This is a genomic window from Saccharopolyspora mangrovi (assembly GCF_035320975.1).
Lineage (GTDB): Bacteria > Actinomycetota > Actinomycetes > Mycobacteriales > Pseudonocardiaceae > Saccharopolyspora > Saccharopolyspora mangrovi.
Map to the genome: position 1 here is coordinate 1 of NZ_JAWLNX010000017.1, position 26,440 is coordinate 26,440.

The window sequence follows — 26,440 nt, forward strand, 5'->3', positions numbered from 1 at the left end:
GAAGGCCTCCGGTTGATGAAGCGGTTCCTAGACAGCTCCACTTCACAACCAGAGGCCTTCACCTGTCTGCAAAACAAACCAACTCACACACCACGACCGGGACAACCTCCCCGGACATCACAGCTAGATCCCGGCTCGGCCGATCCGGCGCAGCGCCTCTTCCACATCCGACTTGGACACGTCCCGGTGCGTGACGAACCGGACCTGCCCGTTCATCGGCACGGCCAGCACACCCACCGCGCGCAGCCGGGTCAACGTCAGCTGCACGTCCGGGACGGCCGCCAGCAGCATGTTCGTCTGCGGTGCGGTGACCTGCCAGCCCTGCTCCACCAGGCCCTCGGCGAGGATCCGGGCGTTGTCGTGATCATCGCCCAGCGCGTCGACGCGGTCCAGCGCGACCAGCCCGGCCGCCGCCAGCACGCCGCCCTGCCGGACCCCGCCGCCGAGCATCTTGCGGATCCGCCGCCCGGCCTTGATGAACTCCGCCTCCCCGGCCAGCACCGATCCGACCGGCGCGCCGAGGCCCTTGCTGAGGCACACCTGCACGCTGTCCACGCCGACCGTCAGCGCTGCGGGCGGCACGCCGAGCGCCACCGAGGCGTTCCACAGCCGAGCGCCGTCGAGGTGCACCTTGAGGCCGAGCTCCTTCGCGGCGGCGGCCAGCCGCGCGTGCTCGTGCGGCGGGACGACGGTGCCGCCCGCGCCGTTGTGCGTGTTCTCCAGGCACAGCAGCGTGGTGTGCAGGGCGTCGTAGGCCGTGGTCAGGCCGGTCTGCGAGCGGACCGCCTCGGCGGTGGGGCGGCCCGGGCCGGCGTCCCACTCCAGCGGGTCCGGCATGCCGCCCGCCAGCCACGCCGCCGAGCCGAGCTCGTGGTTGAGCACGTGCGCGCCGCGCGGCGCGAGGAAGCGGTCCCCGCGCTTGAGGTGCAGCATCAGCGCGATCAGGTTGCCCATCGTGCCGCTGGGCACCCACAGCGCGGAGGCGGTGCCCAGCAGCTGGGCCACCCGTTCCTCGAGCGAGCGCATGGTGGGATCGTGGTCGAGCACGTCATCGCCGACTTCGGCGGCGGCCATCGCGGCCAGCATCTGCTCGTCGGGACGAGTCACCGTGTCGGAGCGGAGGTCGATGGGCGCCGGAGTGGTCACGAACAGATCACATCACATGCGCACGGGGTCTAGGCAATGGCCCTGTGGGACGTGAATTCACCGCTGCGGTATCAATCACAGGTGGATCGGCTCCAACGCGCGTGCAACGGTTGGGGCGGGCGATCCCGTCATAGCAGTGCAGGCAACGAACGAGCGGAGAGTTCCGCGTGGACCAGCGCGAGGAGCAGGAGTTCGCGGAGTACTTCGTGGCTCGGCGGGAGGCGGTGCGTCGCATGGCGTACATGATGTGCGGTGATTGGCACCGCGCGGACGATCTCGCCCAGACCGCGTTCATCGCCCTGCACCGTCACTGGCGGAAGGTACGGGACAAGGGCGCGCTGGACGCCTACGTGCGCCGAACCCTGACCCGAGCGGTGATCGACGAGTCGAGGCGGCCCTGGCGACGGGAGAGGGCCGCCGAGACTCTGCCCGACAGTCCGGTCGACGACCCGGACGTGGACGACTCGGTGTCCACCAGGCAGACCCTCATGGCGGGTCTGCGCAAGGTGCCGCCGAAGCAGCGCGCCGTGCTGGTCCTGCGCTTCCTCGAGGGGCTGGACGTGGCAGGGGTCGCGGCGGTCATGCGCTGCAGCGAAGGAACCGTGAAGAGTCAGTGCGCCCGGGGGTTGGCGACGTTGCGGGAGGCGCTGGGAGACGAGCTCGGGGATCTGAGGTCCGCGTGAAGGGGGTGCGGGTTGGACGAGCGCAAGCTCGAGGAGCTTTTCCGTGACTCGGTGCGAGCCGTTCCGCCGGCGTCGTTCGACGAAGCTGACGTCGCGACCGCGTCGCGGCGGATCACGGCCCGGCGCCGGGTGACGGCCACGGTCGGGGGCACGGCGGTGGCCGCTGCGGTGCTGGTCGGCGGGATCGGTGCGGGTTCCGGCTGGTTCTCGTCGTCGACGGGCACCGTGGCGAGCCCGCCACCAGCGGTTCCGCTGACCGCGGCGCCGGGCCCGGGACCGCAGCTCGAGTCCAGCGGGATCACCCCGCGCTCGGCGGGCTGCCAGCCCGACCCGAAGTTGGTCGAAGCCGTGGCCGCGACGCTGCCGGAAGCCGGCAGCGCCGCGCCGACCCCGGTGCGCTCGTGCCCGACCGGAGCGAAGGCGGCGGCGTTCGCGCTGCGCGACGGCGCCGCGGCGGGACGGGTGACCGTGGTGGTCAGCCCGGCGGGGGTGGCCCAGGCCGACCAGTCGACGCCCGGTGACGTGCAGCGGCCCGACGGCGCCCAGCAGTCGGTCCGCAAGGCGCGCAGCGGCAAGCTCGTGGTGGTGCTCAGCGAACCCGAGGCGGGTTCGCCTGCCGCGCCGTTCGGCACCAGGGTGGCCAACCTCGCCGGCGATCTCGCCACCCGGTTCTGATCGGTGGAACCGCTGGTCGGCGACGTCGTCGTGGCGCTCCTCGGCCGCGATCATCCGGACTATTCGGACCCGGCTTAGGATCGCGTGTCATGACGGCGGCCAGCACACCCAAGGGAGAGCGGCGGCGGCAGGCGTTGGTGGCGGCTGCGGCGCAGCTGCTCGTCGAGGGCGGGTTCGACGCGGTGCGGCATCGCGCCGTGGCCGAACGCGCCGGGCTGCCGCTGGCCTCGACCACCTACTACTTCTCCTCGCTCGAAGACCTGATCAGCGCGGCGGTGGAGCACAACGGCCGGGAGGAGCTCGCGGCCGGGCACGCCCGCCTGGCCGACCTGTCCGCGCAGCCGCGCAGCACCGACGCCGTGATCGAGCTGCTGCTGGACCTGCTGCTCGGCGTCGAGTCCCGGCACGGCGGCGTGGAGCCGGTGCTGCTGCGCTACGAGCGCCTGGTCGGCTCGCCGCGCCGCCCCTACCTGACCCCGCTGATGCGGGAGATGGCCGCCGAGTTGCAGCAGCTCCTCGCGGAGATCTTCCGGCGCAGCGACATGGAGGTGGGCGCGGAGCGGTTGACCGAACTGGTCGCGCTGGTCGACGGCGCGGTGGTCAACGCGCTCATCGAATCGGATCCGGATCCCCGCGCAGCGGCCCGCAGGATGTTGCGGGCGCAGCTGTCCTGATTCGCGTGCAAGAACGCTGAACGATTCGCCGAGCGCACCGAGAACGTTTTTTCACGTTCAAAAGTCCCAGGTGGTTTCCGCGTAATTCGCGGCGTTGACAATTCCCTCGCACTCGAGGCATTTGCCGGTGATGTTCTTCGTGCTCGGCTCGCGTCCCAGCGGGGTGGGCTGCGGGATTTTGACCTCTCCTTCGCAGAGCGCCGGAACGCGCTGACCGGCATATACCGCCCCTGGTCTCATGGTCGTCGCGTGCCGCTCTGTCTGTCCGATCCCGACCACCCAGAACACGTCCTGCCGGTCTTCGGCGAACCTGTTGATGTCCATCCGATCCCGTTCCTGTGCACAGCCGCGAATGCTTCGGACAACGATATGTTCGCGCCGACGCATCAGTCCAGATTCCCACACCTGATCGGGCGCAATAACCGAATTCGCCGAACGAGCGATTGACCTGTCAGCCGAGATCGACTTTTGCCGCCCGGTAGAGCTCGGCGTAGGAACCGCCCGCCGCCATCAGCTCGGCGTGCTCACCCAGCTCCACGATCCGACCCCGCGACATCACCGCGATCCGCTCCGCGGTCCGCGCGGTGTGCAGCCGGTGCGCGATGGCGATGACGGTCCGATCCGCCAGCAGCGTGGCCAGCGCCTGCTCCAGGTCCCGCGAGGTCGTGCTGTCCAGCAGCGATGTCGCTTCGTCGAGCACCACGGTGTGCGGGTCGGCGAGCAGCACCCGGGCCAGCGCCAGCTGCTGCGCGCGGGCCGCGGGTACCGCCAGCCCACCGGCGCCCAGCCGCGTGTCCAGCCCGTGGTCGAGTCCCCGCACCCACTCCTGCAAGCCGACTGACTTGAGCGCGGCGAGCAGTTCCTCGTCGCCGGTCTCCCGGTCGAGCAGCGCGAGGTTGTCGCGCAGCGAGCACGCGAAGACGTGCTGCTCCTGCGTCAGCAGCACCACCTCGCGGCGCAGCGACTCGGTGGGCATCGCGGTGACCTCGGTGCGGCCGAAGGCGACCGAGCCCGAGTCCGGACGGCCGGTCCCGGCGATCAGCCGTCCCAGCGTGGACTTGCCCGCACCGGAGGGGCCGACGATCGCCAGTCGCTGCCCGGCGGGCACGACCAGGTCGATGCCGTGCAGCACTTCCCGGCCCGGCCGGTAGGAGAACCGCAGGTCCCGCATGACCAGATCGCGTTCGCCGACGGGCTGGGCGGGCTCGCGCGGTCCGTCCAGCGGCACCTGCGAGACGCCCAGGACCCGCTGCAGCGCGGTGCCGCCGACCTGCAGTTCTTCGAGCCACATGAACAGCTCGTCCAGCGGCGCCGACAGCGACTGGGCGTAGAGCACGACCGCGACGACCGTGCCCAGCTGCGCCGCGCCGGCGGAGTGCGCCCAGCCGCCGATGAGCAGGATCGCGCCGACCGGCAGCACGTAGGACAGCTCCAGGCACGGCAACCACGCGGTCAGCAGGGAGCGGTGCCGCTTCTCGGCGTCCACCGCCCGGTCGAGCAGGTGCTCGTTGCGCGCGGTTCGCCGGTCGCCGAGCCGCAGGGCGGAGATGGTGCGCGCGCCCTCCACCGACTCGTGCGCGCCGGCCTGCACGTCCGACCAGCGCTCCATCACCTGCTGCACCACCGGCAGCGAACGCGGGTAGTACCAGCGGGTGCTGAGCACCAGCAGCGGCACCGCGACGAGCATCCCGCAGGCCAGCAGCGGCGAGGTCAGCAGCATCGCGGTCGCGGTGAGCCCGATCGCGATCATCGCCGCGGAGATCTCCGGCAGCGCGTTGCGGACCGTGTGGTCGAGCCGGTCGATGTCGGTGGTGGCCCTGCTGAGCAGGTCGCCGGTGCCCGCCGACTCCACCACGCCCAGCGGCAGCGCCAGGGCGTGCTCGACCATCTCCTCGCGGGCCTCGGCGAGCAGCTCCTCGCCGAGCAGCATCGCGCGCAGCCGCGCGGCCCGGGCCAGCAGCGCTTGGGCGATCAGGACCAGCAGGAACGCGCCCGCCAGCAGGTCGATCCGCAGCACCGGCGCTGCTGCCTGCACGGATTCGACCAGCACGCCCAGCAGCTGCGGCCCGGCCAGCCCGACGGCGGTGGTCAGCACGTAGAGCAGGGTGGTCGCGGCGAACCGGGAGCGGTGCGAGCGGACGGTGCCGCGCAGCCAGCGGCGCAGCGCCGCGGCGTCGGCGAGCGGGAGCTTCACCGTTCCTCCAGCCGGACGTGCCGGTCGGCCACGGCCGCCCACAGCGGGCTCTGGCTGAGCACGACCGTGGTCCGCCCGGACCGCAGCCGGCGGACGCGTTCGGTGATCCGCGCTTCGGTGTGCGCGTCGACGGCGGAGGTCGGGTCCTCGAGCACCAGCACGTCGGCGTCGGTGCTCAGCGCCCGCGCCAGCAGCAACCGCTGCCGCTGGCCGCCGGAGAGCAGCCGGGCGCGCTCGTCGAGCAGGCCGTCCGGCGGCAGGGCCGCGAGCACGTCCTCGGCGTCGGCCGTGCGCACCGCGGTGTCGAAGCCGACCTCGGTGCCCAGGTCGATGGCCTCCCGCGCGTCCCCGGCGAACAGCAGGTCCTGGTTGTGCGCGAGCACGACGCGGCGGCGCCGCTCGTCCGGATCGACCTCGGTCAGCGGCACCCCTCCGGCCGTCGCGGAACCCGCGAGCCGCTCGGCGACGGCTTCGCCGCGGTGGCCCGCGTCGATCACCACCAGCTGTCCGGCGGCCACCTCGACCTCCTCGTCGACCAGCCCCAACGGCCCCTCCGGCAGCGCGACCGGGGTCGCCGGTGGCGCGGGCTCGACCTCGACGCGGCGCAACGCCGTGGCCCTGCTTGCGGCCACGCGCGCCGAGGCGTACGCGTAGGCGGTCTCGGTGGCGGTGCGCACCGGGATCACCAGGAACGCCGAAACCCCGTAGAACGTCACGAGCTCCCCGACGGTGATCGATCCGGCCAGCGCCATCCGCGCGCCCAGCCAGGTCACCAGGACCGTGACCAGGCCGGGCAGCAGCACTTCGGCGCCGCCCAGCCAGGCGTCGATCCGCCCGGTCGCGACACCGGCCTCCCGCACCCGCTGCCCGGTCTCGGCGAACCGCGCGAAGAACCGCCGCTCGCCGCCGATGCCGCGCAGGATCCGCAGGCCGGAGACGATGTCGGCGGCCTGCGCGCCGAGCCTGCCCAGCTCGTCGCGCTGCAGCTGTTCCCGCCGGTGCAGGGGCCGCAGCAGCGGTCCGATGCCGAGCACCGCCAGCGGCACGCCGATCAGCACCACCAGGCCCAGCGGCGGCGAGATCCACAGCACCAGCGCGGCCGCGGCGGCGAAGGCCAGCAGCGAACCGAAGGCGCGGCCGAGCGTCTCGAAGAGGTCGCCGATCTTGAACACGTCGGAGGCGCCCATCGTGACCACCTCGCCCGCCTTGACCTTGCGGGTGAGCGTGCCGCCGAGGCGCACCACCTGCGCCAGCACGATCCGCTGCGCGCTCGCGGTGCCGTGGATCCACAGCGTGTGCGCCGCCCAGTTCACCGTCGCCGCGGCCACCATCTGCAGCACGCCGAGGACCACCACGACCAGCACCCAGCGCAGCAGGGCTCCGGAGTCACCGGCCCGGACGCCTTCGTCGACGGTGCGGCCGATCACCAGCGGCAGCACCGCGGTCGGCAGCATCCACACCGCACCGGACACCGCGGCCAGCGACACCAGCCCGGGTCGCCGGGCGAGCAGGTCGAGGAGGAAGCGCAGCGATCCGTTGCGGGCCACGAACACCGACGTTATCCACGGCCGATGCGGCGGGCGAGCGAATTTCCAGCAGGTGTGATCCGGGCTGGACCGGGCTGGTGCGACGGGTCAGGATGCGATCATGGCGAACCCCACCGGCAGCACCCTCTCGCACCTGGAGTGCACCGCCTGCGGGCGGACCTTCGACGCCGACGCGCTGCACCGCCTGTGCCAGGGCTGCGGCAAGGTCCTCTACCCGCGCTACGACCTGGCGAAGGTGGCGCTGCGGCCATCTGACCTGGTGTTCCGGGAACCTTCGATGTGGCGGTACCGGGAGGTGCTGCCGGTCCGCGACGCCGAGCACGTCGTCAGCCTCGGCGAGGGGTTCACGCCGCTGCTGGCCGCGCCGCGGCTCGCGGCGCAGCTGGGGATCGCCGACGTGCGGGTCAAGGACGAGGGCCAGAACCCGACCGGCAGCTTCAAGGCGCGCGGCATGTCGGCCGCCGTGTCCCGGGCCCGCGAGCTGGGCGCGAAGACCGTCGCCGCGCCTTCTGCCGGGAACGCGGGCGGGGCGCTCGCGGCCTACGCGGCCCGAGCGGGACTGGCCGCCGGGGTCGTCATGCCCGAGGACTGCCCGCGCATCAACCAGGTCGAAGCCGTCGTCTCCGGTGCCGGGACGTGGCTGGTCGACGGTCTGATCGACGACGCCGGACGCCTGGTGCGCACCACTTCCGAGGCGCGCGGCTGGTTCGACGTCTCCACCCTCAAGGAGCCCTACCGCGTGGAGGGCAAGAAGACGCTGGGCTACGAGCTGGCCGAGCAGCTCGGCTGGGAGCTGCCGGACGTGGTGATCTACCCGACCGGCGGCGGCACCGGGCTGGTCGGCATGTGGAAGGCGTTCGCCGAGATGACCGAGCTCGGCTGGATCGGCGAGCGGCGCCCGCGCATGGTCGTCGTCCAGGCCGAGGGCTGCGCCCCTCTCGTCCGCGCCCACGACCAGGGCGAACGGCACGCGCCGCGCTGGGAGGACGCCACCACCGACGCCAGCGGCCTGCGGGTCCCGGTCGCCGTCGGCGACTACCTGATCCTCGACGCCGTCCGCGAGTCCGGCGGCACGGCCGTGTCGGTCAGCGAGGACGAGATGCGCGAGGCCACCCGGGAGCTCGCCGCCTCCGAGGGCATCTACCCGGCGCCCGAGGGGGCCGCGACGCTCGCCGCGCTGCGCAGGCTCCGCGACACCGGCGCGGTCACCGGAACCGACCGCGTCGTGCTGTTCAACACCGGTGCCGGCCAGAAGTACCCGGACTTCGTCCCGGCGGCTCCGGAGGTGGTCCCGGCCGACTCCCCGGCCTGGGCCTCCGGGCTCTGACGAGGCCGGAAGTATCCTGGGCCCGTGACGGACAAGCCCAGCATCCCGAATGTTCTCGCCGGTCGCTACGCCTCGCCGGAGCTGGTCGAGCTGTGGTCGCCGCAGCACAAGATCGTCTTGGAACGGCGCCTCTGGCTGGCCGTGCTGCGCGCCCAGGCCGACCTCGGCATCGAGGTCCCGGAGCAGGCCGTGGCCGACTACGAGCGGGTGCTGGAGCAGGTCGACCTCGACTCCATCGCCGCGCGCGAGCGCGTGACCAGGCACGACGTGAAGGCCCGCATCGAGGAGTTCAACGCCCTCGCCGGCCACGAGCAGATCCACAAGGGCATGACCTCGCGGGACCTGACCGAGAACGTCGAGCAGCTGCAGGTCCGCCGCAGCCTGGAGCACGTCCGCGACCGCACCGTCGCCGTGCTCGCGCGGCTCGGCAAGCTCGCCGGGGAGAACGCCGAGCTGGTCATGGCCGGTCGTTCGCACAACGTCGCCGCGCAGGCCACGACGCTGGGCAAGCGCTTCGCCACCGCCGCCGACGAACTGCTCGTCGCCTTCCGCCGCCTCGAAGAGCTCCTCGACCGCTACCCGCTGCGCGGCATCAAGGGCCCGGTCGGCACCGCGCAGGACATGCTGGACCTGCTCGGCGGCGACACCGACAAGCTCGCCGAGCTGGAGCGCCGCGTCGCCGGGCACCTGGGCTTCGCCAGCACGCTGACCAGCGTCGGCCAGGTCTACCCGCGGTCGCTGGACTTCGAGGTGCTGAGCCTGCTGACGCAGCTGGCCGCCGCTCCCTCCAGCGTCGCCAAGACGATCCGGCTGATGGCAGGGCACGAGCTGGTCACCGAGGGCTTCAAGCCCGGCCAGGTCGGTTCCAGCGCCATGCCGCACAAGATGAACACCCGCTCCTGCGAGCGCGTCAACGGCCTCGCGGTGGTGCTGCGCGGCTACCTGTCGATGAGCGGGGAGCTGGCCGGTGACCAGTGGAACGAGGGCGACGTGTCCTGCTCGGTGGTACGCCGGGTCGCGCTGCCGGACGCGTTCTTCGCCTTCGACGGCCTGCTGGAGACGTTCCTGACGGTGCTCGACGAGTTCGGCGCGTTCCCCGCCGTCATCTCCCGCGAGCTGGACCGCTACCTGCCGTTCCTGGCCACCACCAAGGTGCTGATGGGCGCGGTCCGCGCGGGCGTGGGCCGGGAGGTCGCGCACGAGGCGATCAAGGAGAACGCCGTCGCCGTCGCGCTCGACATGCGCGAGCAGGGCGCTGAGCGCAACGACCTCCTCGACCGCCTCGCCGCCGACGAGCGGCTGCCGCTCGACCGCGAGCAGCTGGAGTCCCTGCTGGCCGACCGGCTCGCCTTCACCGGCGCGGCGTCGTCCCAGGTCACCGACGTCGTCGCGGCCATCGAGAAGCTCGCCACCCAGTACCCGCAAGCAGCGGCCTACTCCCCGAGCGACATCCTCTGACCGTGGCCTGAGATGTGCGGCGGCAGCCGCTGTTTCAGGTGTGGGACTCAGCCGGCACTGCCGCGGGTTCTGAGGTGGTCCTCCTGTGAGGACGTGCCGACATGGTGTGTTGGACATGCATGAGTCGGCGCGCCCGGAGCAGGAGGGCCGCCTCAGGTTCCGCTACCGGCACCGCTGAGCAAAGCAACCACTGGAAACAGTACTGTCAGTCCCAGTGGGCGTTGAAGAAGTCGACTTCGCACTTGGTGGCCTGCTGGAAGAGGCGCAGGCAGCGGGCTCGTTCGCGTTCGTCGAGGCCGGCTCCGATGCGGTCGAGCTCTGAGCGCAGCCAGCTCACCCACTCCTGGAAGTCCGGGTTGCTGTGCAGCTCGATCCACTCGGCGTGGACGAAGTTGTCCGGCTTCGCCGGGGCCCGTACCGCCCACTCCTGGTAGGTCCACTCGGCGACGGTGAGCACCGTGAGGATCTCGGCGTACCCGCCGTTGTCCCTGGTGTCGCGCATCAGGTCGCGGAACGCTGCGGTCGCCGGGTCCAGCTCCGGGTTGACCCGGTCGGTCTCGCCGATGCCGAGCGCGTCGAAGGACCGCTGGAAGTAGGTGTTCTCCTCGCTGGTGACCACCGCGATGCTGCCGGCCAGCGCGAGCCGCGAGGAGTACCGGTCGGCCTTGGCGACGGCCGCGCCCAGCAGCGCCAGGAAGTCGTCCACGAACTGGTAGTCCTGCACCAGGTACGAGCTCATGTACTCGTCGGGCACCGACCCGTCGAACAGCGCGTCGGTGAACGGGTGCTCGACGACGGCGGTCCAGTCGGGTTCGCTGCGCGAGCGCAGCCAGTCGGTGAAGTTCTCGGTCAAGGTCTCCTCCTTCTCCCGTCCCAATCCCACCACGTGCGGGTGGCCAACCTGCGGTGGGAGAGAATCGCGGCGTGGTTGCACTCGCCGATTACCCCCAGATCGCGGCAGGCAAGGTTCGCCAGCTGCACGCCGTCGATGACGAACACCTGCTGCTTGTCGCCTCGGACCGCATCTCGGCCTACGACCACGTGCTGGACACGCCGATCCCGGACAAGGGCGCTGTGCTCACCGCGATGAGCGTGTTCTGGTTCGAGCTGCTGGCCGACGAGCTGCCGAACCACCTGGTCGCCCACGACGACCCGCGCATCCCCGCCGAGGTGCGCGGCCGCGCGCTGCTGGTGAAGCGGCTGACGATGGTGCCGGTCGAGTGCGTCGCCCGCGGCTACCTGACCGGTTCCGGGCTGATCGACTACCAGCGCACCGGCGCGGTCTGCGGCGTCTCGCTGCCGGACGGGCTGGTCGAGGCGTCCCGGCTGCCGGAGCCGATCTTCACCCCGGCCACCAAGGCAGAGATCGGTGAGCACGACGAGAACGTGAGCTTCGAGGCCGTCGCCGCGCAGGAGGGCGCCGAGCTGGCCGCCGAGCTGCGCGACCTGACGCTGCGGGTCTACGCCCGCGCGGCCGAGCACGCGCGCGAGCGCGGGGTGATCCTGGCCGACACGAAGTTCGAGTTCGGCCGCAACGCCGCCGGTGAGCTGGTGCTGGGCGACGAGGTGCTCACCCCGGACTCCTCGCGCTACTGGCCGGCCGACGGCCACGAGGCGGGCAAGGTCCAGCCGTCGTTCGACAAGCAGTTCGTCCGCAACTGGCTGACCTCGGAGGAGTCCGGCTGGGACCGGCACTCCGACACCCCGCCGCCAGCCCTCCCGGACCACATCGTCGAGGCCACCCGCGCCCGCTACGTCGAGGCCTACGAGCGCATCACCGGCCGCTCCTTCGCCGACTGGCTCCGCCCGGCCTGACCCCGGCCCTTTCGAATTTCGCGCGAAGTTCGAGTCCCTTCACCCCATAGCGGGAACCGGCGGCGTGTCGGGAGGTGGGCCTGGCCTGCGGGTTTGATGGTTGCGGGGTGGAGGTTCGCCGGATTTGCGCCGGGGTGACACCTGGCTTTCAGGTAACGGTCACCCGCGTCAGGCCGAATGGGTGCCTGTGAGCACGCCGCTCGTGGTGTCGTTGTCGGGGCTGGAGCACCGGTCCCTGGACAGCTGCGCGAATTTCGCCGCGGAGCTCGACCGCCGGGACGTCCCGCTGTCCCTGCTGATCTCGCCGCGCCCGACCGACCTCGACGCCCGGGACCGCAGGTCGCCGCTGCTCGGCTGGGTCGCCGACCGGCTCAACGGCAAGGACACGATCAGCCTGCACGGCTTCGCCCGCACCTCGCCCGGGCTGCGCTCCCGGCTCGCCCCCGCCGCGCGGTTGCCCGCGCACGAGGCGGGTCTGCGGCTGGTGGCGGCCTCGGCGGTGCTCGAGCAGGCCGGGCTGCGCACGCACACGTTCATCCCACCTCGCTGGCTGGCCTCGCCGGGAACGGTCCTGGCAGCTCAGCGGCGTGGTTTCGCGGTGTGCGCGGACGCGATGGGGGTGCGCGACCTCGGCTCCGGTCAGGTGCTGCGGTCCCGCATCCGGATCCTCGGCCCGGGCGAGGCCGCCGAGCCGTGGTGGTGCCGGGCGCTGGTGATGGGCGCCGGTCGCGCCGCCCGCCGGGGACGCGCGGTCCGCTTGGCGGTGGACGCCGGGACGTTGGCGAAGCCCGCCGTGCGGCAGGCGGTCCTGGACGCGGTCGACCTGGCGTTGCACCACGGCGCCGAGCCGGTCACCTACGCGTCGTTCGCCACGGTCCGCTCGGAGCTGGACCGGATCCCGACGCCCCGGATCCCGCACGAAGCCTGGTGACGGGCGGTTCTGGCCGAGATCGACCCGGCAGGGCGGACGTGATCTCGGTTGGAACCGCCCTCGGTCCTAGACCTCCGTGGCGGAGCCCCGGGGCAGGACGTCGACCGCGGTCCCGGCCGGGCTGAGCTCCTCGAAGCGGCGGTAGTGCATCGCGGGCATCGCCAGGACCGCTTCGTGGATCGGCACCGCCGCGCGCGGCGCGACCGCGCGGAGGAAGTCGACGGCTTCGGAGAGCTTGAGCCAGGGCGCGCCGGTCGGCAGGCCCAGCACGTCGACCCGCTGCTCGGGCACGTGGAACGAGTCGCCCGGGTGGTAGAAGGCGCCGTGGTCGACGAGGTAGCCGACGTTGTCGATGTTCGGGATGTCCGGGTGGATCACCGCGTGCTGCCCGCCGACGACGTTGATCGAGGACCCGCCCAGCTCGAGCGCGTCGCCGGGCTTCGCGGTGGTCGCGGACAGGCCCTTCTCGGCGACGGCGGGAGCGCTGCCCGGGTCGACGATCAGCCGGGCAGCGGGACTGGCCTCCAGCAGCGCGGGGAGCCGTTCGAAGTCGAGGTGGTCGGGGTGCTGGTGGGTGATCAGCACGGCGTCCAGGTCGCGCAGGTCCTCGAAGTCGGACGAGAACGTGCCCGGGTCCAGCAGCAACCGGCCGGATCCGGTCTCCAGCAGCACGCACGCGTGTCCGAAGTGGGTGATGTGCACGCGAGTCCTCCTCAGCGGCAGGCGAAATCCGCTCCCACTCTGCCACCACCCGCCCGGGAGCGGAGGACCGGCGAGGCCCCCGAGCCCTCGCCGGTCCTCCGGTTCTCACCGGACGGTGATCGTCACTCCCGGAACCGAGCCGCCGCCGACGCGGGCGTGCACCACGTACTGGCCGGGCGGGACGTCGCCGATGGTGGCGACCGCGTCGGCGTTGCCGCCGGAGTCGCGGACCACGTGGGCGACGCCCTCGTCGGCCCCCATCGGGTGCTCGGAGTCGCGGACGAACGAACCCGACGAGATCCAGCTCAGCGCCTCCGGCCCGTGGTCGAGGTGGATCGCCAGCTGCTCGCCCGGGTGCACCACGGTCCGGTCCACGGTCAGCCCGCCGCCCTGCGCCGCGGTGGCGGCGGCGGGAGCCGGCGCGGTGGCCGGGACGGCGGTGGCGATGGGCGCGACGGCGGTCAGCGCGAGGCCGGCGAGCGCGGCCCCGGCGAGTGCGGTCTTGAAGTTGCGCATCGTGAAATCCCCTCAGTGCCAAGCGATGTTCTTGATGCCCTGAAGACGCGCCAGCCCCGAACAGGTTCAGACAACCGGCCGCTTTTGTGACTCACGCCACGAACTGCAGGTGAGCTGTGACGCACGTCGGGCCCCTGCGCGGAGAGGCGAACCCGCAGCTCAGTTACGCTGCGCAGGTACTGCTGGCCATCCGCCGGGACCGGCGGATCTGCACGGAAACCGGGAGCAGCACCCGTGGCCCGAGTCGTTGTCGACGTCATGCCGAAGCAGGAGATCCTCGACCCGCAGGGACAGGCGGTGGCCAACGCGCTGCCCCGTCTCGGGTTCGACGGGATCACCGAAGTCCGCCAGGGGAAGCGGTTCGAGCTGGAGGTCGCCGACGACGTCGACGACGACACGCTCGCCAACATCGCCGAAACCCTGCTGGCCAACCCCGTGATCGAGGACTTCGTCGTGCGCCGGGTGGAAGCATGAGCGCGAAGATCGGCATCATCACCTTCCCCGGCACCCTGGACGACGTCGACGCCGCTCGCGCGGTCCGCCGCGCCGGTGGCGAGGCCGTCGCCCTCTGGCACGCCGACCACGACCTCAAGGGCGTCGACGCCGTGGTCGTGCCCGGCGGCTTCTCCTACGGCGACTACCTGCGCTGCGGCGCGATCGCCAAGTTCGCACCGGTGATGACCGAGGTCATCATCGCCGCGGGCAAGGGGATGCCGGTGCTGGGCGTGTGCAACGGCTTCCAGATCTTGTGCGAGTCCGGGCTGTTGCCCGGCGTGCTGACCCGCAACGCGGGCCTGCACTACGTGTGCCGCGACCAGTGGCTGAAGGTGGAGAACAACTCCAGCGCCTGGACCACGCGCTACGACGCGGGCGCCGAGCTGCTCATCCCGATCAAGCACGGCGAGGGCAACTACATGGCCGACGAGGCCGTCCTCGACCAGCTCGAAGGCGAAGGCCGCGTGCTGTTCCGCTACTCCGGGGAGAACCCGAACGGTTCGCAGCGCGACATCGCGGGCATCACCGACGCGCGCGGGCGGATCGCCGGCATGATGCCGCACCCCGAGCACGCGATCGACCCGCTGACCGGGCCCACCGACGACGGCCTCGGCATGTTCCTGTCCGTTCTGGATTCTTTGGTGGCAGCGTGACCAGCATCGACACCGTCGACGCGGCGAAGAGCACCCCCGACGTCGACCAGCCGTTCCGCGAGCTCGGCCTGAAGGACGACGAGTACCAGCGGATCCGCGAGATCCTCGGCCGCCGGCCGACCGAGGCCGAGCTGGCGATGTACTCGGTGATGTGGAGCGAGCACTGCTCCTACAAGTCCTCGAAGGTCCACCTGAAGTACTTCGGCGAGACCACCACCGACGAGATGCGCGCCAAGATGCTCGCCGGCATCGGCGAGAACGCGGGCGTGGTCGACATCGGTGACGGCTGGGCCGTGACCTTCAAGCTGGAGAGCCACAACCACCCGTCCTACGTCGAGCCCTACCAGGGCGCGGCCACGGGCGTGGGCGGCATCGTCCGCGACATCATGGCGATGGGCGCCCGCCCGGTCGCGGTCGCCGACCCGCTGCGGTTCGGCCCGGCCGACGCGCCCGACACCAAGCGCGTGCTGCCCGGCGTGGTCGCCGGTGTCGGCGGCTACGGCAACTGCCTGGGCCTGCCCAACATCGGCGGCGAGGTCGTCTTCGACGACACCTACGCGGGCAACCCGTTGGTCAACGCCATGTGCGTGGGTGTGATGAAGACCGAGGACCTGCACCTCGCGCACGCCTCCGGCAAGGGCAACAAGATCATCCTGTTCGGCGCTCGCACCGGTCTCGACGGCATCGGCGGCGTGTCCGTGCTGGCCTCGGAGACTTTCGACGGCGACGAGAGCGCGGGCGGCCGCAAGAAGCTGCCGAGCGTGCAGGTCGGCGACCCGTTCGCCGAGAAGGTGCTCATCGAGTGCTGCCTGGACCTGTACCACTCGGGCCTGGTCGTGGGCATCCAGGACCTCGGCGGCGCCGGGCTGTCCTGCGCGACCTCCGAGCTGGCCGCGGCCGGTGACGGCGGCATGCGCGTCGACCTCGACCAGGTCCCGCTGCGCGCCACGGGCATGAACGCCGCGGAGATCCTCTCCAGCGAGTCCCAGGAGCGCATGTGCGCCGTCGTGGACCCGTCCAAGGTGGACGAGTTCATGAAGGTCTGCGCCAAGTGGGACGTCACCGCGAACGTGATCGGTGAGGTCACCGACGGCGAGAACCTGGAGATCTACTGGCAGGACGAGCTCGTCGTGGACGTGCCGCCGCGCACCGTGGCCCACCACGGCCCGGTCTACCAGCGGCCCGTCGAGCGGCCGGGCGAGCAGGACCTGATCGCCGCCGACAACGCCAACACGCTGGCGCGTCCGTCCACTCCGGACGAGTTGCGGGAGACCATCCTGACGATGGCCGCGTCGCCGAACCTGTGCTCGCGCGCCTGGGTCACCGACCAGTACGACCGCTACGTCCGCGGCAACACGGTGCTGGCCCAGCCGTCCGACGGCGGCGTGCTGCGCATCGATGAGGAGACCGGTCGCGGCATCGCGATCGCCACCGACTGCAACGCCCGCTACACCCGGCTCGACCCGTACGCGGGTGCGCAGCTGGCGCTGGCCGAGGCCTACCGGAACGTGGCCACCACGGGTGCCACGCCGATGGCCGTCACCAACTGCCTGAACTTCGGTTCGCCGGAGGACCCGGGCGTGATGTGGCAGTTCCAGCAGGCGGTGCGCGGCCTCGCCGACGCCTGCGCCGAGCTGGGCATCCCGGTGACCGGCGGCAACGTCAGCTTCTACAACCAGACCGGTCAGCATGCGATCCTGCCGACCCCGGTGGTCGGCGTGCTCGGCACGATCGACGACGTGACCCGCCGCATCCCCACCGGCATCGGTGGCGAGGAGGGCGAGACGCTGATCCTGCTCGGCGAGACGCGCGAGGAGTTCGGCGGTTCGGAGTGGGCGCGCGTCGCCCACGACCACCTCGGCGGCACCCCGCCGAAGGTCGACCTGGCCCGCGAGAAGCTGCTGGCCGAGATCCTGCTCGCGGGTTCCCGCGACGGCATGATCTCCGCCGCGCACGACCTGTCCGAGGGCGGTCTGGCGCAGGCGCTGGTCGAGACGGCGCTGGTCGGCGAGTGCGGTGCCCGCGTGGTGCTGCCGGAGGGCGCGGACCCGTTCGTGCAGCTGTTCTCCGAGTCCGCCGGTCGTGTCCTGGTCGCGGTCCCGCGCTCGGAGGAGCTGCGCTTCACCGACATGTGCACCGCCCGGGGCCTGCCGTGGGTCAAGGTCGGCGTTGCCGACGCGGGTTCGAACTCCCTGGACATCCAGGACGTCACCGAGATCCCGCTGCCGGAGCTCCGCGAAGCCTGGGAAGGCACCTTGCCCGAGCTGTTCGGCTGAGCCCGGACGGTCAGCTCACCTCAGGAGCCCCGACCGCGATGGTCGGGGCTCCTGTCGTTCCGGTCAGGTCCGGGGCCTGCTCGAAGACGACGCCGTCGAAGTCCGACTGCCCTTCGAACGTCGAACCGGCCAGCGTCACCTCGTCGACGAAGGTGCTGTCGGAGAACTTCACGGGCCCGTGGAAGGTGCTGCGCTGGCAGCGCACCGGGCCGCCGAAGTGCACACCGCTGAACCACGCCCGGCGGTGGAACACCGCGTCGTCGCAGCGGAACCTGCCGCTGAGCCGGCCGGTGCCGAAGGTGCTCCCGGTGAAGTAGACGTCGCCGTGGAAGACGCTGCGGCTGAGGTTGTTGCTGCTGAACAGGTGCGCGTAGCGCAGCAGGACGGTGCCGACCTTGCGGTCGGACAGCTCGAAGTACTCCAGCGTCGCCCCGGTGAGGTCGAGGTCGTAGACCGGGGCGTCGGCGTCGTCCGCGCCGGGCAGCAGCTCGCTGATCAGGCGCTGCGCGGTCAGCCGGACCTGCAGCTGGCGCTCGGCGTCGTCGGATTCCACCGGTGTCCAACGCTGCGACGACGAGTAGCGCGGGTGCTGGAACGGGCGGCGCAGGTAGGAGCAGAGCACGTCGAGGACGGTCTGGGCGTAGTCGGGGTTGCTGCGCGCCAGACCGGCCATCGCGTGCAGCGCACCCACCCTGACCTGGTCCGTTTCGTGTCCCAGCAGCTCGACGGCGCGGGCGAAGCGCTCATCGGCGACGCGGTCCCGGTCCAGCTCGGTGCGCCGGCTCTCCAGCGACTGCCGCTGCTCCTCGACCCGGCGCCGCCGGTCGTTGAGCCACAGCGCGTACAACGCCACCACGGACCCGGCCGCGAGTCCCCCGGTTCGCAGCGCGTCGGCTCCCGTGACCCGCGGGTCGAACACCAGCAATCCGACGCTGACCCCGAACAACACCACGACCGCCACCGCGATCGTCAGCACCAATCCGACCTTCCGCTCACCCACACCGGTGATTCTCCCCAAGAACGATCACCACATGCACTCCTCCCGAGGACGTCGCCGTCTCTCGCGCTCCGCGGGTGACCGGATTGCTCCGGTATTCAGGTCCCCGATTACCGGAGTGATCCGTCCCCCGAAAACGGCGGTAATCCGGGCTTCTTCGGAGGTCAGCCGTTGGCGAGGGCTTGGAGACCTGAGAGGGGGCCGTTGAAGTGGTTCTGGTCGAGGGGTCGGGGGTGTGTTGCCAGAAGGTCCAGATGAGCCAGCCGGTCGGGAGTTCTCCCGGGGAATCCGCGTAGCGGGCGACCTGGAGGGGGTTGGTGATGCCGAAGGAGCCGGCGACGCACTGGTTCCACCAGTTGGTGCTCGTGTGGATGACGGGGTAGCGGCCGGTGCGGGCGTGGTAGGTGTCGCTGAAGTCCTCGACCCACGCGGTGAGGGCCTCCCTGCTCATCTCGTAGCAGGTCTCGCCGTACGGGTTGTACTCCACGTCGAGCGCGCCGGGCAGGGTGCGGCCGTCGGCGGACCAGCCGCCGCCGTGGTCGACGAAGTAGTTCGCCTGGTCGGCGCCGCTGGAGGCGTTGGGGATCGCGAAGTGGTACGCGCTGCGGATCATCCCGACTTCGTAGGAGCCGTTGTACTGCTGCGCGAAGTGCGGGTTGGTGTAGCTGGTGGACTCGGTGGCCTTGATGTAGGCGAACCGCTTGCCCTGCCCGTACCAGGACGCTCAGTCCACGTTGCCCTGGTAGCTGGCCACGTCCATGCCGGGCACGGTGGCCTGCGGGTTCAGGTCCGGCAGCGGCAGCGGGTCGACGGGCTCGAACTTGCGGATTTGCGAGCCGAGCGTCGCGTTGTCCTCGTCGGTGATGACCTGACCCGCCTGAGCGGGCGCCGACAGCGTCGTGAATGCCAGTGCGACCATCATCACCAGGGCTGATCGACCGCGTGCCGTCATCTAGGCCTCGCATTACGGATAGTCGTGGACGGTGTCGTGCGACTACGCATCGTGCCCCGAAAGTGTGGCGAACGCTTTCCGAAAGATGAAGGTGCCGTGTTAGGTTTTGACCGGATCGGCTCAATCCGTACAGATGCGGGGCACCCGAACAGGGGTTTTGGCGAACAATTGCCAGCGCAACCTCGACGGGTGGGTTGAGCGTCTAATGGTGGGGGATCGAGCACCGTCGCCGTTCATCGACGAACCGATCGCGGACGGTAGCGGTAATTTGGGTGGTGGCCACGCAGATGGCCGCCCGACTCCGGTGCGATGACTGCTCCGGGTGCCGCACATGATGTTCGACCGCCGAGCTGATCAGGTCGTATGCTCCGACGAGATACGGCCAGCTAGGACGACGAGTGGAGGGCGCCCAGGCATGACTGGCTGGACCGCGCCGGTGCCCAGCGCTCACGAGGTGGCCGCGAAGGTGAACCGAACCGACCGACGACGCTTCGCCGCGGTCTGGGCGCAGGCCTTGATGGGGACCAGCTACGTGCCGATGACCAGCGCCGAGGTCGAGAGCCGTCTGCACGGCTACACCGACCGGCTGGTCGACGCGCTGGTCGGCGAACCCTTCGACGCCTCGCCCGCGCGGTCGGTGGGCGTCGACCTGGTCGGCGTGCACTTCACCAGCGCCGAGTCGCTGGCGCGCACGGTCGAGCTCATCGGCGGCGAGATCCTCGACGTGCTGCGGCTCGGCGACGACCCCGTGTGGCGCGGCCGGGTCGCCGCGCTGCAGGCCGCGCTGTGCTCCGGGTTCGTGCAGGCCGCGCGCAAGCGCACCCTCGACGAGCAGGAGGCCATCCGGCAGGCGGTGCTGGACGCGCGCGACGCCGTCGAGCTGGCGCTGCGCACCAGCGAGGCCCGCTTCCGCGCGATCTTCTCCGAGGCCGCCATCGGCATCGGCATCGCCGACATCGACGGCCGGATCCTCGAGGTCAACAGCTCCCTGGCGCGCATCCTCGGCCGCTCCGCCGACGACATCCGCCGGATGCAGGTCGCCGACATGGTGCACCCGGCCGACCCGGAGCGGACCTGGCGGCTCTACGAGGAGCTGCTGCGCGGCGAGCGCGAGCAGTTCCGGGTCGAGAAGCAGTTCTCGCGGCCCAGCGGCAAGACCGTGTGGACCGAGCTGTTCGTGTCGCTGATCCGCGACGACGACGGCAAGCCGCTCTACCAGGTGGCCCTGATCGAGGACGTCACCGACCGCCGTGAGCTGCAGGAACGGCTCCGCTACCAGGCGATGCACGATCCGTTGACGGCGTTGCCGAACCGGGCGCTGTTCCTCGACCGGCTCGAAGCGGTGCTCCGCCGCCACGGCCCCGAGGACCGGATCGCCCTGTGCTACATGGACCTCGACGGGTTCAAGGTCATCAACGACAGCCTCGGCCACCACGTCGGCGACGACCTGCTGGTCACCGTCGCCGAGCGGCTGGCCGCGGTCGTGCAGGGCGACGACCGGCTGGTCGCGCGGATGGGCGGCGACGAGTTCGTCATCCTGCTGCAGAACTCCTCCGGCACCGAGCAGGCCGTGGAGGTCGCTGACCGGGTGCTGTCGGCCATCGACGAGCCGATCCGCATCGACGGCCACGAGCTCACCGTGTCGGCCAGCATCGGCATCGTCGAGCGGGAGGTCGACGGGCAGACCGCGGCCGAGCTGATGCGCGACGCCGACGTGACGCTGTACTGGGCGAAGTCCGACGGCAAGGCCCGCTGGGCGCAGTTCGACCCGGAGCGCAACGCGAACGAGGTCGCCCGGCTGCGGCTAGCCGCCTCGATGCCGGCCGCGCTGGAGCGCGACGAGTTCTACGTGGACTACCAGCCGCTGATCGGCCTGCGGGACACCTCGGTGGTCGGCGTCGAAGCGCTGGTGCGCTGGGGCCACCCCGATCTGGGCAGGCTCGGGCCGGACAAGTTCATCGGGCTCGCCGAGGAGACCGGGCTGATCGTCCCGCTCGGCCGGTGGGTGCTGCGCAAGGCCTGCGAGCAGGCCAAGCGGTGGCAGGACCGGTTCGGCGACGAGGCGCCGTTCGTCAGCGTCAACCTCGCGGTCCGGCAGTCGCGCGACCCCGGCCTGGTCGAGGACGTCGCCGAGATCCTGGAGCAGACCGGGCTCGCCGCGCACCGGTTGCAGCTGGAGCTGACCGAGAGCGCGATCATGTCCACCGCCGACGAGCCGCTGGACAAGCTGCGCGCGCTCTCGCGGATGGGCGTGCGGATCGCCATCGACGACTTCGGCACCGGCTACTCCAACCTCGCCTACCTGCGGCACCTGCCGGTCCACGAGCTCAAGATCGCCGGCTCGTTCATGGAGGGCCTCCGCGACGCCGAGCGCGCCGACCCGGTCGACGCCCGCATCGTCGGCACCCTGGTCGACCTGGCCCACACGCTGGGGCTCACGGTCACCGCCGAAGGCGTCGAAACCCAGGCCCAGGCGCGCCGGATGGCCGAGATCGGTTGCGAGACCGGGCAGGGCTACCTCTGGGCCAAGCCCGGCAACCCCGCCGCCGTCACCGACTACATCGCTTCCCACCTGGAGTGACCCCGTTCCGGCGGGACTTCTGCTCCCGGGTGCGACCCCCGCGCAGGACCGCTGCCGAGTTGACCAGCGCCAGGTGGCTGAAGGCCTGCGGGAAGTTGCCGGCGAAGCAGCCGGACTCGCCGTCGAACTCCTCCGAGTAGAGGCCGACGTCGTTGGCCATGCCGATGAGCTCGGAGAACATCCCCTCCGCCTCCTCGCGGCGGCCGCAGTAGGCCAGCGCGTCGACCATCCAGAACGAGCAGGCCAGGAACGCGCCCTCCCGCCCGGTCAGGCCGTCGACCTCGTTCGGCCGCTCCGTGGTGGTGTAGCGGTCGACCAGCACGCCGTGCTGCAGCTCGCGCTGGACGACGTCGACGGTGCTGCGCATCCGCTCGTCCGCCCCGGACAGGAAACCCACGGCGGGCAGCAGCAGGACCGAGGCGTCCAGCGCCGTACCGCCGTAGAACTGGGTGAACGCGCCGAGATCCGGGTTCCACGCCCGGCGCAGCACGTCCTCGCGAACCTGCTCGCGCAGCTCCCGCCAGTGCTCGACTGGCCCCGGCAGCCCGTCCTCCTCGGCGCCGCGCACCGCGCGGTCGAAGGCGACCCACACCATCACCTGCGAGTGCGTGAAGTGCCGGTCCGGTCCGCGCACCTCCCACAGGCCGCGGTCGGGCTGCCGCCAGATCCGCTCCAGGTGGGTGAGCATGCCGCGCTGCACCGCCCACGACTCCTCGCTCTCCACCAGGCCGCGCTCGCGGGCCAGGTGCAGCGCGTCCATCACCTCGCCGTAGACGTCCAGCTGCGTCTGCCGGTAGGCGGCGTTGCCGACCCGCACCGGGCCCACGCCCCGGTAGCCCGGCAGCCAGTCCACCTCCCACTCGATCAGGTGCCGTTCGCCGCCGACGCCGTACATGATCTGCAGGTCAGCGGGGTCGCCGGCCACCGCCCGGACCAGCCAGCGCCGCCACGCCTCGGCCTCGGCGGTGCAGCCGAACTCGTCGAGGGCCAGCAGCACCAGCGTCGCGTCGCGCAGCCAGCAGTAGCGGTAGTCCCAGTTGCGGTTTCCCGGCACGGCTTCTGGCAGGGAGGTCGTGGGGGCGGCGATGATGCCGCCGGTCGGCGCGTAGGTCAGCGCCTTGAGGGTGGCCAGCGAGCGGCGCACGGCCTCGGAGTGCGGACCGTCGTAGACGATCTTGCCGGACCAGTCGGCCCAGAACTGCTCGCACTCCAGCAGTTCCTGCTCGGGGTCCATCGGTGGCGGCAGCACGTCGGGATTCGACGCCCACTGCATCACCCAGGCCATGCGCTCACCGGCCGAAACCGTCCCGGTGTAGCGGTGGGCGCGCTCGCCGTCGACCCGGTGGGGCAGTTCCTCGCCGCGCAGCACCGCGGTGTGCGGACCGGCGAGGGCGAGGACGTACTCGTCGAGCACGGGTTCGGTCTCCTGGACCCGTCGCACCCACGGCACCGAGTCGCCGTAGTCGAAGCGCAGCACCCAGTCGAGCTGGAACCCGACCTCGCCGGTGACTCCCTCGACGATCCGCACCACGCACGGTTCGCCGTGCTGGTTCGTCTCGTGCGGCGGCATGAAGTCGATCAGCCGCAGCACGCCGTGGTCGGTGTGGAACTCGGTTTCCAGCACCAGCGAGTCGTCCCGGTAACGGCGGCGGACGTCGCGCACCTGCCCGGTCGGGGCGATCGACCAGTGCCCGTCGCCCGATCCGCCCAGCAGCCGCGAGAAGCAGGCCGCCGAGTCGAACCGGGGCAGGCACAACCAGTCGAGCGAGCCGTCCGCGCCGACCAGCGCCGCCGTCCGCAGGTCGGACAGCAGCGCGTACTCCTCGATCAACCTGGGCCCGGTCACCCCGCCGACACTAGGTTCGACGAGGGCGACCGGCCAACCGTCGATCGAGTTACGCGGCAAGCACCGAAGGTGCTTTCTCCTTCACCACCTCAGCAGCTGGCACCGCTGGTCATGTTCCCCCACCCGCACCGCCAAGCAAGTTGAGAAGGGCGTTCACCCTTGCTCCTCGGCGAATTGGATGAGGACTGCGTTGGGGATGACCGCCTGGACCGCTTCGTGGAGGTTGAGGCCGAGGTCGTAGCCGCCGAGGACGTCGGGCAGCCAGGAGCCCGGGACCGTGCGGTAGCCGGGCCAGTCCTCGGGCACCCGCGAGGCCGAGGTGCAGGCGGGGACCAGCGTGGTGCCGTCGGACATCTCCGCGGTGTAGACGTTGCGGTCCTCGGCGGAGGGCGCGTAGAGCATGACCTCGCCGGCCAGCACGGCCTTCGGCAGGTCGTCCTCGGGGCGCTCGCCGTCGGCGATCTCGTCGAGCACGCGTTCCAGGTCGTTGCTCGGCTCGGGCCGGTGCAGCATCAGGTCCGAGGGGACGTACTGCTCGTTGAACTGGAACTCCTCGTCGATCTCGCCGTTCTCATCGATGCGGTACGCACCCACGACGCCCTCGGGCGGCATGTCGCCCTCCTCGTCCTGCGCGTAACCGGGATCGGCGATGTACAGCCAGGTGTTCGGGTTCTCCTTGGCGTGCGCGCGCATCTCGTCGGTGATCGGCGGCGTGGGTTCGGTCATGGGGATCGAGACTCCGTTAGCTCGGCTGGACAAGAACACGCCCCGCGACTGCCGAGCGTTCCCGTTGAAGGGTCCCATTCTTCGCCCGGAGTGGTCCGAAGAGGTCAGTCCGCCGTTTTGAGGTGCCATCCCGCCTGCCGAAGGGGGAGACTTGAATCCCGGGCTTGCGGGGGAGGGGTGTTCGATGATCGGTCAGCGGGAAGCGCTGCGGATGTTCGGATGCGAGGTCTTCGATCCGTCGGGGCAGCGGATCGGCATCGTGGGCCAGCTGTTCATCGACGACGACACCGAGCAACCCGCGTGGATCACGGTCCAAACCGGTCTCTTCGGCACCAACGAGAGCTTCGTCCCGCTCGACGGCGCGGCGTTCGACGGCGACACGCTGACCGTCTCGGTCGGCAAGGAGGCCGTGCGCCTGGCTCCGCGCGTGGATCTCGACCAGGGCGACCTGCCGCTGGCCACCGAGCGGGCGCTGTACCGCTACTACGGCATGACCTACGGCGTTGACCCCGAGGCCGCCGAGGGCGAGGGCGAGCAGTCCGACGAGTACGTGGAGTCGGTCCGGCTGCGCTTGCGGCGCTGGGTAGCAGCCACCCGCTAGAGCGTCCACACCCTCAGTTATATTGAGTACGCACTGTTACCTCTACTTGCGGGTAGCAACTGGGAAATCCGGCGATCGCCGGGCCGATCGGCCCCTTGCGCGCACCACGGTTTCAGCTGCTCATTCCCGGTAAGGCGGACTTCATTGGGAATGCGTTAACCCCAACGTCCGATTGTTTGGCGCAAAATCGCCAACGTCGCCCATACGAGTGGGCTCGCTGGTTACGTTCCGCTCTGAAACACCTCCGCTCGGCCCCACCCGAGCGGAACCGTTTGAAGGAGGGGAACGCATGAGGAAGCTGCTCTTCGGCACCGGGGCAGGGGTTGCCGCGGCGGCGCTCGTGTTGGCCGGAGCTCCCGCCGGCGCACAGCCGCAGGTCGAACTCGCCCCGCTGACCCTGCACCCGCAGGCTCAGTCCAGGGACACCGCGGACGTCTACATCATCAACCTCAAGGACGGCATCGCCCCGCAGGGCGTCGCCGAGGAGCTGGGTGTTCAGGCCCGGCACACCTACACCAAGTCGATCAACGGCTTCTCCGCGAAGCTGACGCCGGACCAGCTGGCCAAGGTCCGCGCGAACGACAAGGTCCAGAACATCTCGCAGAGCTACCGCATGGCGGTCGAGCCGAACACGAAGCCGGCCGCCGCCGGCTCGTGGGGCCTGGACCGCATCGACCAGCCGGCCCTGCCGCTGGACGACAGCTACACCCCCAACGGCAACGGTGAGGGCGTGACCGCCTACATCATCGACACCGGCATCGCGCCCGACCACCCGGACTTCGGTGGACGCGCGTCGGTCGGCTTCGACGCCACCGGCGGTGACGGCATCGACAAGCAGGGCCACGGCACGCACGTCGCCGGCACCATCGGCTCCACCACCTACGGTGTCGCCCCGGCCGCCAAGCTCGTCGGCGTCCGCGTCCTGGACGACCAGGGCCAGGGCACCACCGAGTCCGTCGTCGGCGGCATCGACTGGGTCGCGCAGAACCACGACCCGAACTCCGTCGCCAACATGTCGCTGGGCGGCCCGAAGGACCCGGCGCTCGACGAGGCCGCGACCAACCTGGTCAACAGCGGCGTGTTCCTCGCCGTCGCCGCCGGCAACGAGTCCCAGGACGCCGAGCAGGTGTCCCCGGCCAGCGCCGAGGGCGTGTTCACCACGGCCGCGTCGGACAACACCGACACCTCCGCCGAGTTCACCAACTTCGGCGCCACCGTCGAGGGCTACGCCCCCGGCGTGGACATCGTCTCCACCATCCCCGGTGGCGGCACCGAGGCGATGAGCGGCACCTCGATGGCCAGCCCGCACGTGGCTGGCGTCGGCGCGCTGTTCCTGGCCGCCAACCCGGGCACCGCTCCGGCCGACGTCATCAAGGGCCTGCAGGGCCAGGCCTCGGCGGGCGTCGTCCAGGGAGCCCCGCAGGGCACCCTCGCCGACCTGCTGCAGATCGGCGACCTGTGATCGCCTGAAGCGGTAGAGCGCCGTCGCGGGCCCTTCCTGAGCGCTTCAGGGAGGGCCCGCGGTGCTTGCAGGCTGCTGCATTCGGGGGTATCGGGGACTCCGCTGATCGGGCTTCATCGCGTTCTCGCCCAACTTGTCCGGCGAAAGTCGGTTCCGGCGGTCGTTCCCGGTGGATACGTTGCC

The 26,440-nt window shown here is 71.0% G+C and carries 23 protein-coding genes and 1 pseudogene; 13 read left to right on the plus strand and 11 right to left on the minus strand.

The window, feature by feature from the left end:
* Positions 1-123 precede the first annotated feature (123 nt).
* The gene (locus R4I43_RS22335; protein WP_324267634.1) at positions 124-1,146 is read right to left on the minus strand and encodes a threonine aldolase family protein; all 1,023 of its coding nucleotides are present in this window, start codon (positions 1,144-1,146) and stop codon (positions 124-126) included.
* A gap of 167 nt (positions 1,147-1,313) precedes the next feature.
* On the opposite strand from R4I43_RS22335, the gene R4I43_RS22340 reads away from it, so the two are divergent.
* From R4I43_RS22340 to R4I43_RS22350, 3 genes are all read left to right on the plus strand, one after another.
* On the plus strand, positions 1,314-1,829 hold the full coding sequence (locus R4I43_RS22340; protein ID WP_324267635.1) for a SigE family RNA polymerase sigma factor: 516 nt from the start codon (positions 1,314-1,316) through the stop codon (positions 1,827-1,829).
* 51 nt (positions 1,830-1,880) lie between these two features.
* Positions 1,881-2,504 carry a hypothetical protein gene (locus R4I43_RS22345; RefSeq protein WP_324267636.1) on the plus strand — a complete coding sequence of 208 codons (624 nt, stop codon included), beginning with the start codon at positions 1,881-1,883 and terminating at the stop codon, positions 2,502-2,504.
* An 89-nt stretch (positions 2,505-2,593) separates the two neighbouring features.
* Positions 2,594-3,178, plus strand: coding sequence for a TetR/AcrR family transcriptional regulator (locus tag R4I43_RS22350; RefSeq protein ID WP_324267637.1), 585 nt, complete (start codon positions 2,594-2,596; stop codon positions 3,176-3,178).
* Between the two features lie 57 nt (positions 3,179-3,235).
* Here R4I43_RS22350 and R4I43_RS22355 read toward each other — a convergent pair whose 3' ends face one another.
* From R4I43_RS22355 to R4I43_RS22365, 3 genes are all read right to left on the minus strand, one after another.
* A complete protein-coding gene (locus tag R4I43_RS22355) occupies positions 3,236-3,502 on the minus strand; it encodes a hypothetical protein (RefSeq protein WP_324267638.1) in 267 nt (88 codons plus the stop codon).
* A 127-nt stretch (positions 3,503-3,629) separates the two neighbouring features.
* On the minus strand, positions 3,630-5,372 hold the full coding sequence (locus tag R4I43_RS22360; RefSeq protein WP_324267639.1) for an ABC transporter ATP-binding protein: 1,743 nt from the start codon (positions 5,370-5,372) through the stop codon (positions 3,630-3,632).
* Complete coding sequence (locus R4I43_RS22365; protein ID WP_324267640.1) at positions 5,369-6,919, minus strand: ABC transporter ATP-binding protein; 1,551 nt, start codon at positions 6,917-6,919, stop codon at positions 5,369-5,371. Before R4I43_RS22365 ends, R4I43_RS22360 begins: the two co-directional genes overlap by 4 nt.
* 100 nt (positions 6,920-7,019) lie before the next feature.
* Between R4I43_RS22365 and R4I43_RS22370 the strand changes: the two genes are divergently transcribed.
* Positions 7,020-8,246 (plus strand): threonine synthase, encoded by a 1,227-nt coding sequence (locus R4I43_RS22370; protein WP_324267641.1) that lies wholly within the window; start codon positions 7,020-7,022, stop codon positions 8,244-8,246.
* A gap of 24 nt (positions 8,247-8,270) precedes the next feature.
* The gene (gene purB, locus R4I43_RS22375; RefSeq protein WP_324267642.1) at positions 8,271-9,704 is read left to right on the plus strand and encodes an adenylosuccinate lyase; all 1,434 of its coding nucleotides are present in this window, start codon (positions 8,271-8,273) and stop codon (positions 9,702-9,704) included.
* A gap of 205 nt (positions 9,705-9,909) precedes the next feature.
* On the opposite strand, the gene R4I43_RS22380 is transcribed toward purB, so the two are convergent.
* Positions 9,910-10,557: a TenA family protein gene (locus R4I43_RS22380; RefSeq protein WP_324267643.1), complete on the minus strand. Its 648-nt coding sequence runs from the start codon at positions 10,555-10,557 to the stop codon at positions 9,910-9,912.
* A 71-nt stretch (positions 10,558-10,628) separates the two neighbouring features.
* Between R4I43_RS22380 and R4I43_RS22385 the strand changes: the two genes are divergently transcribed.
* On the plus strand, positions 10,629-11,519 hold the full coding sequence (locus R4I43_RS22385) for a phosphoribosylaminoimidazolesuccinocarboxamide synthase (RefSeq protein ID WP_324267644.1): 891 nt from the start codon (positions 10,629-10,631) through the stop codon (positions 11,517-11,519).
* A 187-nt stretch (positions 11,520-11,706) separates the two neighbouring features.
* Positions 11,707-12,450, plus strand: a complete 744-nt coding sequence (locus tag R4I43_RS22390; protein WP_324267645.1) for a DUF2334 domain-containing protein — start codon at positions 11,707-11,709, stop codon at positions 12,448-12,450.
* Between the two features lie 66 nt (positions 12,451-12,516).
* On the opposite strand, the gene R4I43_RS22395 is transcribed toward R4I43_RS22390, so the two are convergent.
* Positions 12,517-13,152 (minus strand): MBL fold metallo-hydrolase, encoded by a 636-nt coding sequence (locus R4I43_RS22395; RefSeq protein ID WP_324267646.1) that lies wholly within the window; start codon positions 13,150-13,152, stop codon positions 12,517-12,519.
* A gap of 105 nt (positions 13,153-13,257) precedes the next feature.
* Entirely contained in the window at positions 13,258-13,668 is a 411-nt protein-coding gene (locus tag R4I43_RS22400; protein ID WP_324267647.1) for a hypothetical protein, read from the minus strand.
* A gap of 234 nt (positions 13,669-13,902) precedes the next feature.
* On the opposite strand from R4I43_RS22400, the gene purS reads away from it, so the two are divergent.
* Genes purS through purL form a run of 3 tightly spaced genes read left to right on the plus strand, consistent with a single transcriptional unit; the run spans position 13,903 to position 17,092 of the window.
* On the plus strand, positions 13,903-14,142 hold the full coding sequence (gene purS, locus R4I43_RS22405) for a phosphoribosylformylglycinamidine synthase subunit PurS (RefSeq protein ID WP_125093276.1): 240 nt from the start codon (positions 13,903-13,905) through the stop codon (positions 14,140-14,142).
* Complete coding sequence (gene purQ, locus R4I43_RS22410; RefSeq protein WP_324267648.1) at positions 14,139-14,816, plus strand: phosphoribosylformylglycinamidine synthase subunit PurQ; 678 nt, start codon at positions 14,139-14,141, stop codon at positions 14,814-14,816. The genes purS and purQ overlap by 4 nt, the downstream gene beginning before the upstream one ends.
* Positions 14,813-17,092: a phosphoribosylformylglycinamidine synthase subunit PurL gene (gene purL / locus R4I43_RS22415; RefSeq protein ID WP_324267649.1), complete on the plus strand. Its 2,280-nt coding sequence runs from the start codon at positions 14,813-14,815 to the stop codon at positions 17,090-17,092. The genes purQ and purL overlap by 4 nt, the downstream gene beginning before the upstream one ends.
* 10 nt (positions 17,093-17,102) lie before the next feature.
* On the opposite strand, the gene R4I43_RS22420 is transcribed toward purL, so the two are convergent.
* Together R4I43_RS22420 and R4I43_RS22425 are read right to left on the minus strand one after the other, a co-directional pair.
* Positions 17,103-18,092, minus strand: coding sequence for a pentapeptide repeat-containing protein (locus tag R4I43_RS22420; RefSeq protein ID WP_324267650.1), 990 nt, complete (start codon positions 18,090-18,092; stop codon positions 17,103-17,105).
* Positions 18,093-18,253: 161 nt separating this feature from the next.
* Positions 18,254-19,041: pseudogene (locus R4I43_RS22425) on the minus strand (lysozyme).
* Positions 19,042-19,456: 415 nt separating this feature from the next.
* On the opposite strand from R4I43_RS22425, the gene R4I43_RS22430 reads away from it, so the two are divergent.
* Positions 19,457-21,622 carry a putative bifunctional diguanylate cyclase/phosphodiesterase gene (locus R4I43_RS22430; RefSeq protein WP_324267651.1) on the plus strand — a complete coding sequence of 722 codons (2,166 nt, stop codon included), beginning with the start codon at positions 19,457-19,459 and terminating at the stop codon, positions 21,620-21,622.
* Here the strand turns inward: R4I43_RS22430 and R4I43_RS22435 are convergent.
* Entirely contained in the window at positions 21,591-23,528 is a 1,938-nt protein-coding gene (locus R4I43_RS22435) for a glycoside hydrolase family 15 protein (protein WP_324267652.1), read from the minus strand. The two genes, R4I43_RS22430 and R4I43_RS22435, sit on opposite strands and share 32 nt — an antisense overlap.
* A 93-nt stretch (positions 23,529-23,621) precedes the next feature.
* Positions 23,622-24,194, minus strand: a complete 573-nt coding sequence (locus R4I43_RS22440) for a type VII secretion system-associated protein (RefSeq protein WP_324267653.1) — start codon at positions 24,192-24,194, stop codon at positions 23,622-23,624.
* 184 nt (positions 24,195-24,378) lie between these two features.
* Here R4I43_RS22440 and R4I43_RS22445 point away from each other — a divergent pair, with 184 nt between their 5' ends.
* Both R4I43_RS22445 and R4I43_RS22450 read left to right on the plus strand, forming a co-directional pair.
* The gene (locus R4I43_RS22445) at positions 24,379-24,795 is read left to right on the plus strand and encodes a PRC-barrel domain-containing protein (protein ID WP_324267654.1); all 417 of its coding nucleotides are present in this window, start codon (positions 24,379-24,381) and stop codon (positions 24,793-24,795) included.
* 289 nt (positions 24,796-25,084) lie between these two features.
* A complete protein-coding gene (locus R4I43_RS22450; protein WP_324267655.1) occupies positions 25,085-26,257 on the plus strand; it encodes a S8 family peptidase in 1,173 nt (390 codons plus the stop codon).
* Positions 26,258-26,440 lie beyond the last annotated feature (183 nt).

Coding starts and splice junctions, on each gene's coding strand:
- R4I43_RS22350 (WP_324267637.1), top strand. CDS start 2,594: ATGACGGCGGCCAGCACACCCAAGGGAGAGCGGCGGCGGCAGGCGTTG.
- R4I43_RS22355 (WP_324267638.1), bottom strand. CDS start 3,502: ATGGACATCAACAGGTTCGCCGAAGACCGGCAGGACGTGTTCTGGGTG.
- R4I43_RS22370 (WP_324267641.1), top strand. CDS start 7,020: ATGGCGAACCCCACCGGCAGCACCCTCTCGCACCTGGAGTGCACCGCC.
- R4I43_RS22400 (WP_324267647.1), bottom strand. CDS start 13,668: ATGCGCAACTTCAAGACCGCACTCGCCGGGGCCGCGCTCGCCGGCCTC.
- purQ (WP_324267648.1), top strand. CDS start 14,139: ATGAGCGCGAAGATCGGCATCATCACCTTCCCCGGCACCCTGGACGAC.
- R4I43_RS22430 (WP_324267651.1), top strand. CDS start 19,457: ATGACTGGCTGGACCGCGCCGGTGCCCAGCGCTCACGAGGTGGCCGCG.
- R4I43_RS22440 (WP_324267653.1), bottom strand. CDS start 24,194: ATGACCGAACCCACGCCGCCGATCACCGACGAGATGCGCGCGCACGCC.
- R4I43_RS22445 (WP_324267654.1), top strand. CDS start 24,379: ATGATCGGTCAGCGGGAAGCGCTGCGGATGTTCGGATGCGAGGTCTTC.
- R4I43_RS22450 (WP_324267655.1), top strand. CDS start 25,085: ATGAGGAAGCTGCTCTTCGGCACCGGGGCAGGGGTTGCCGCGGCGGCG.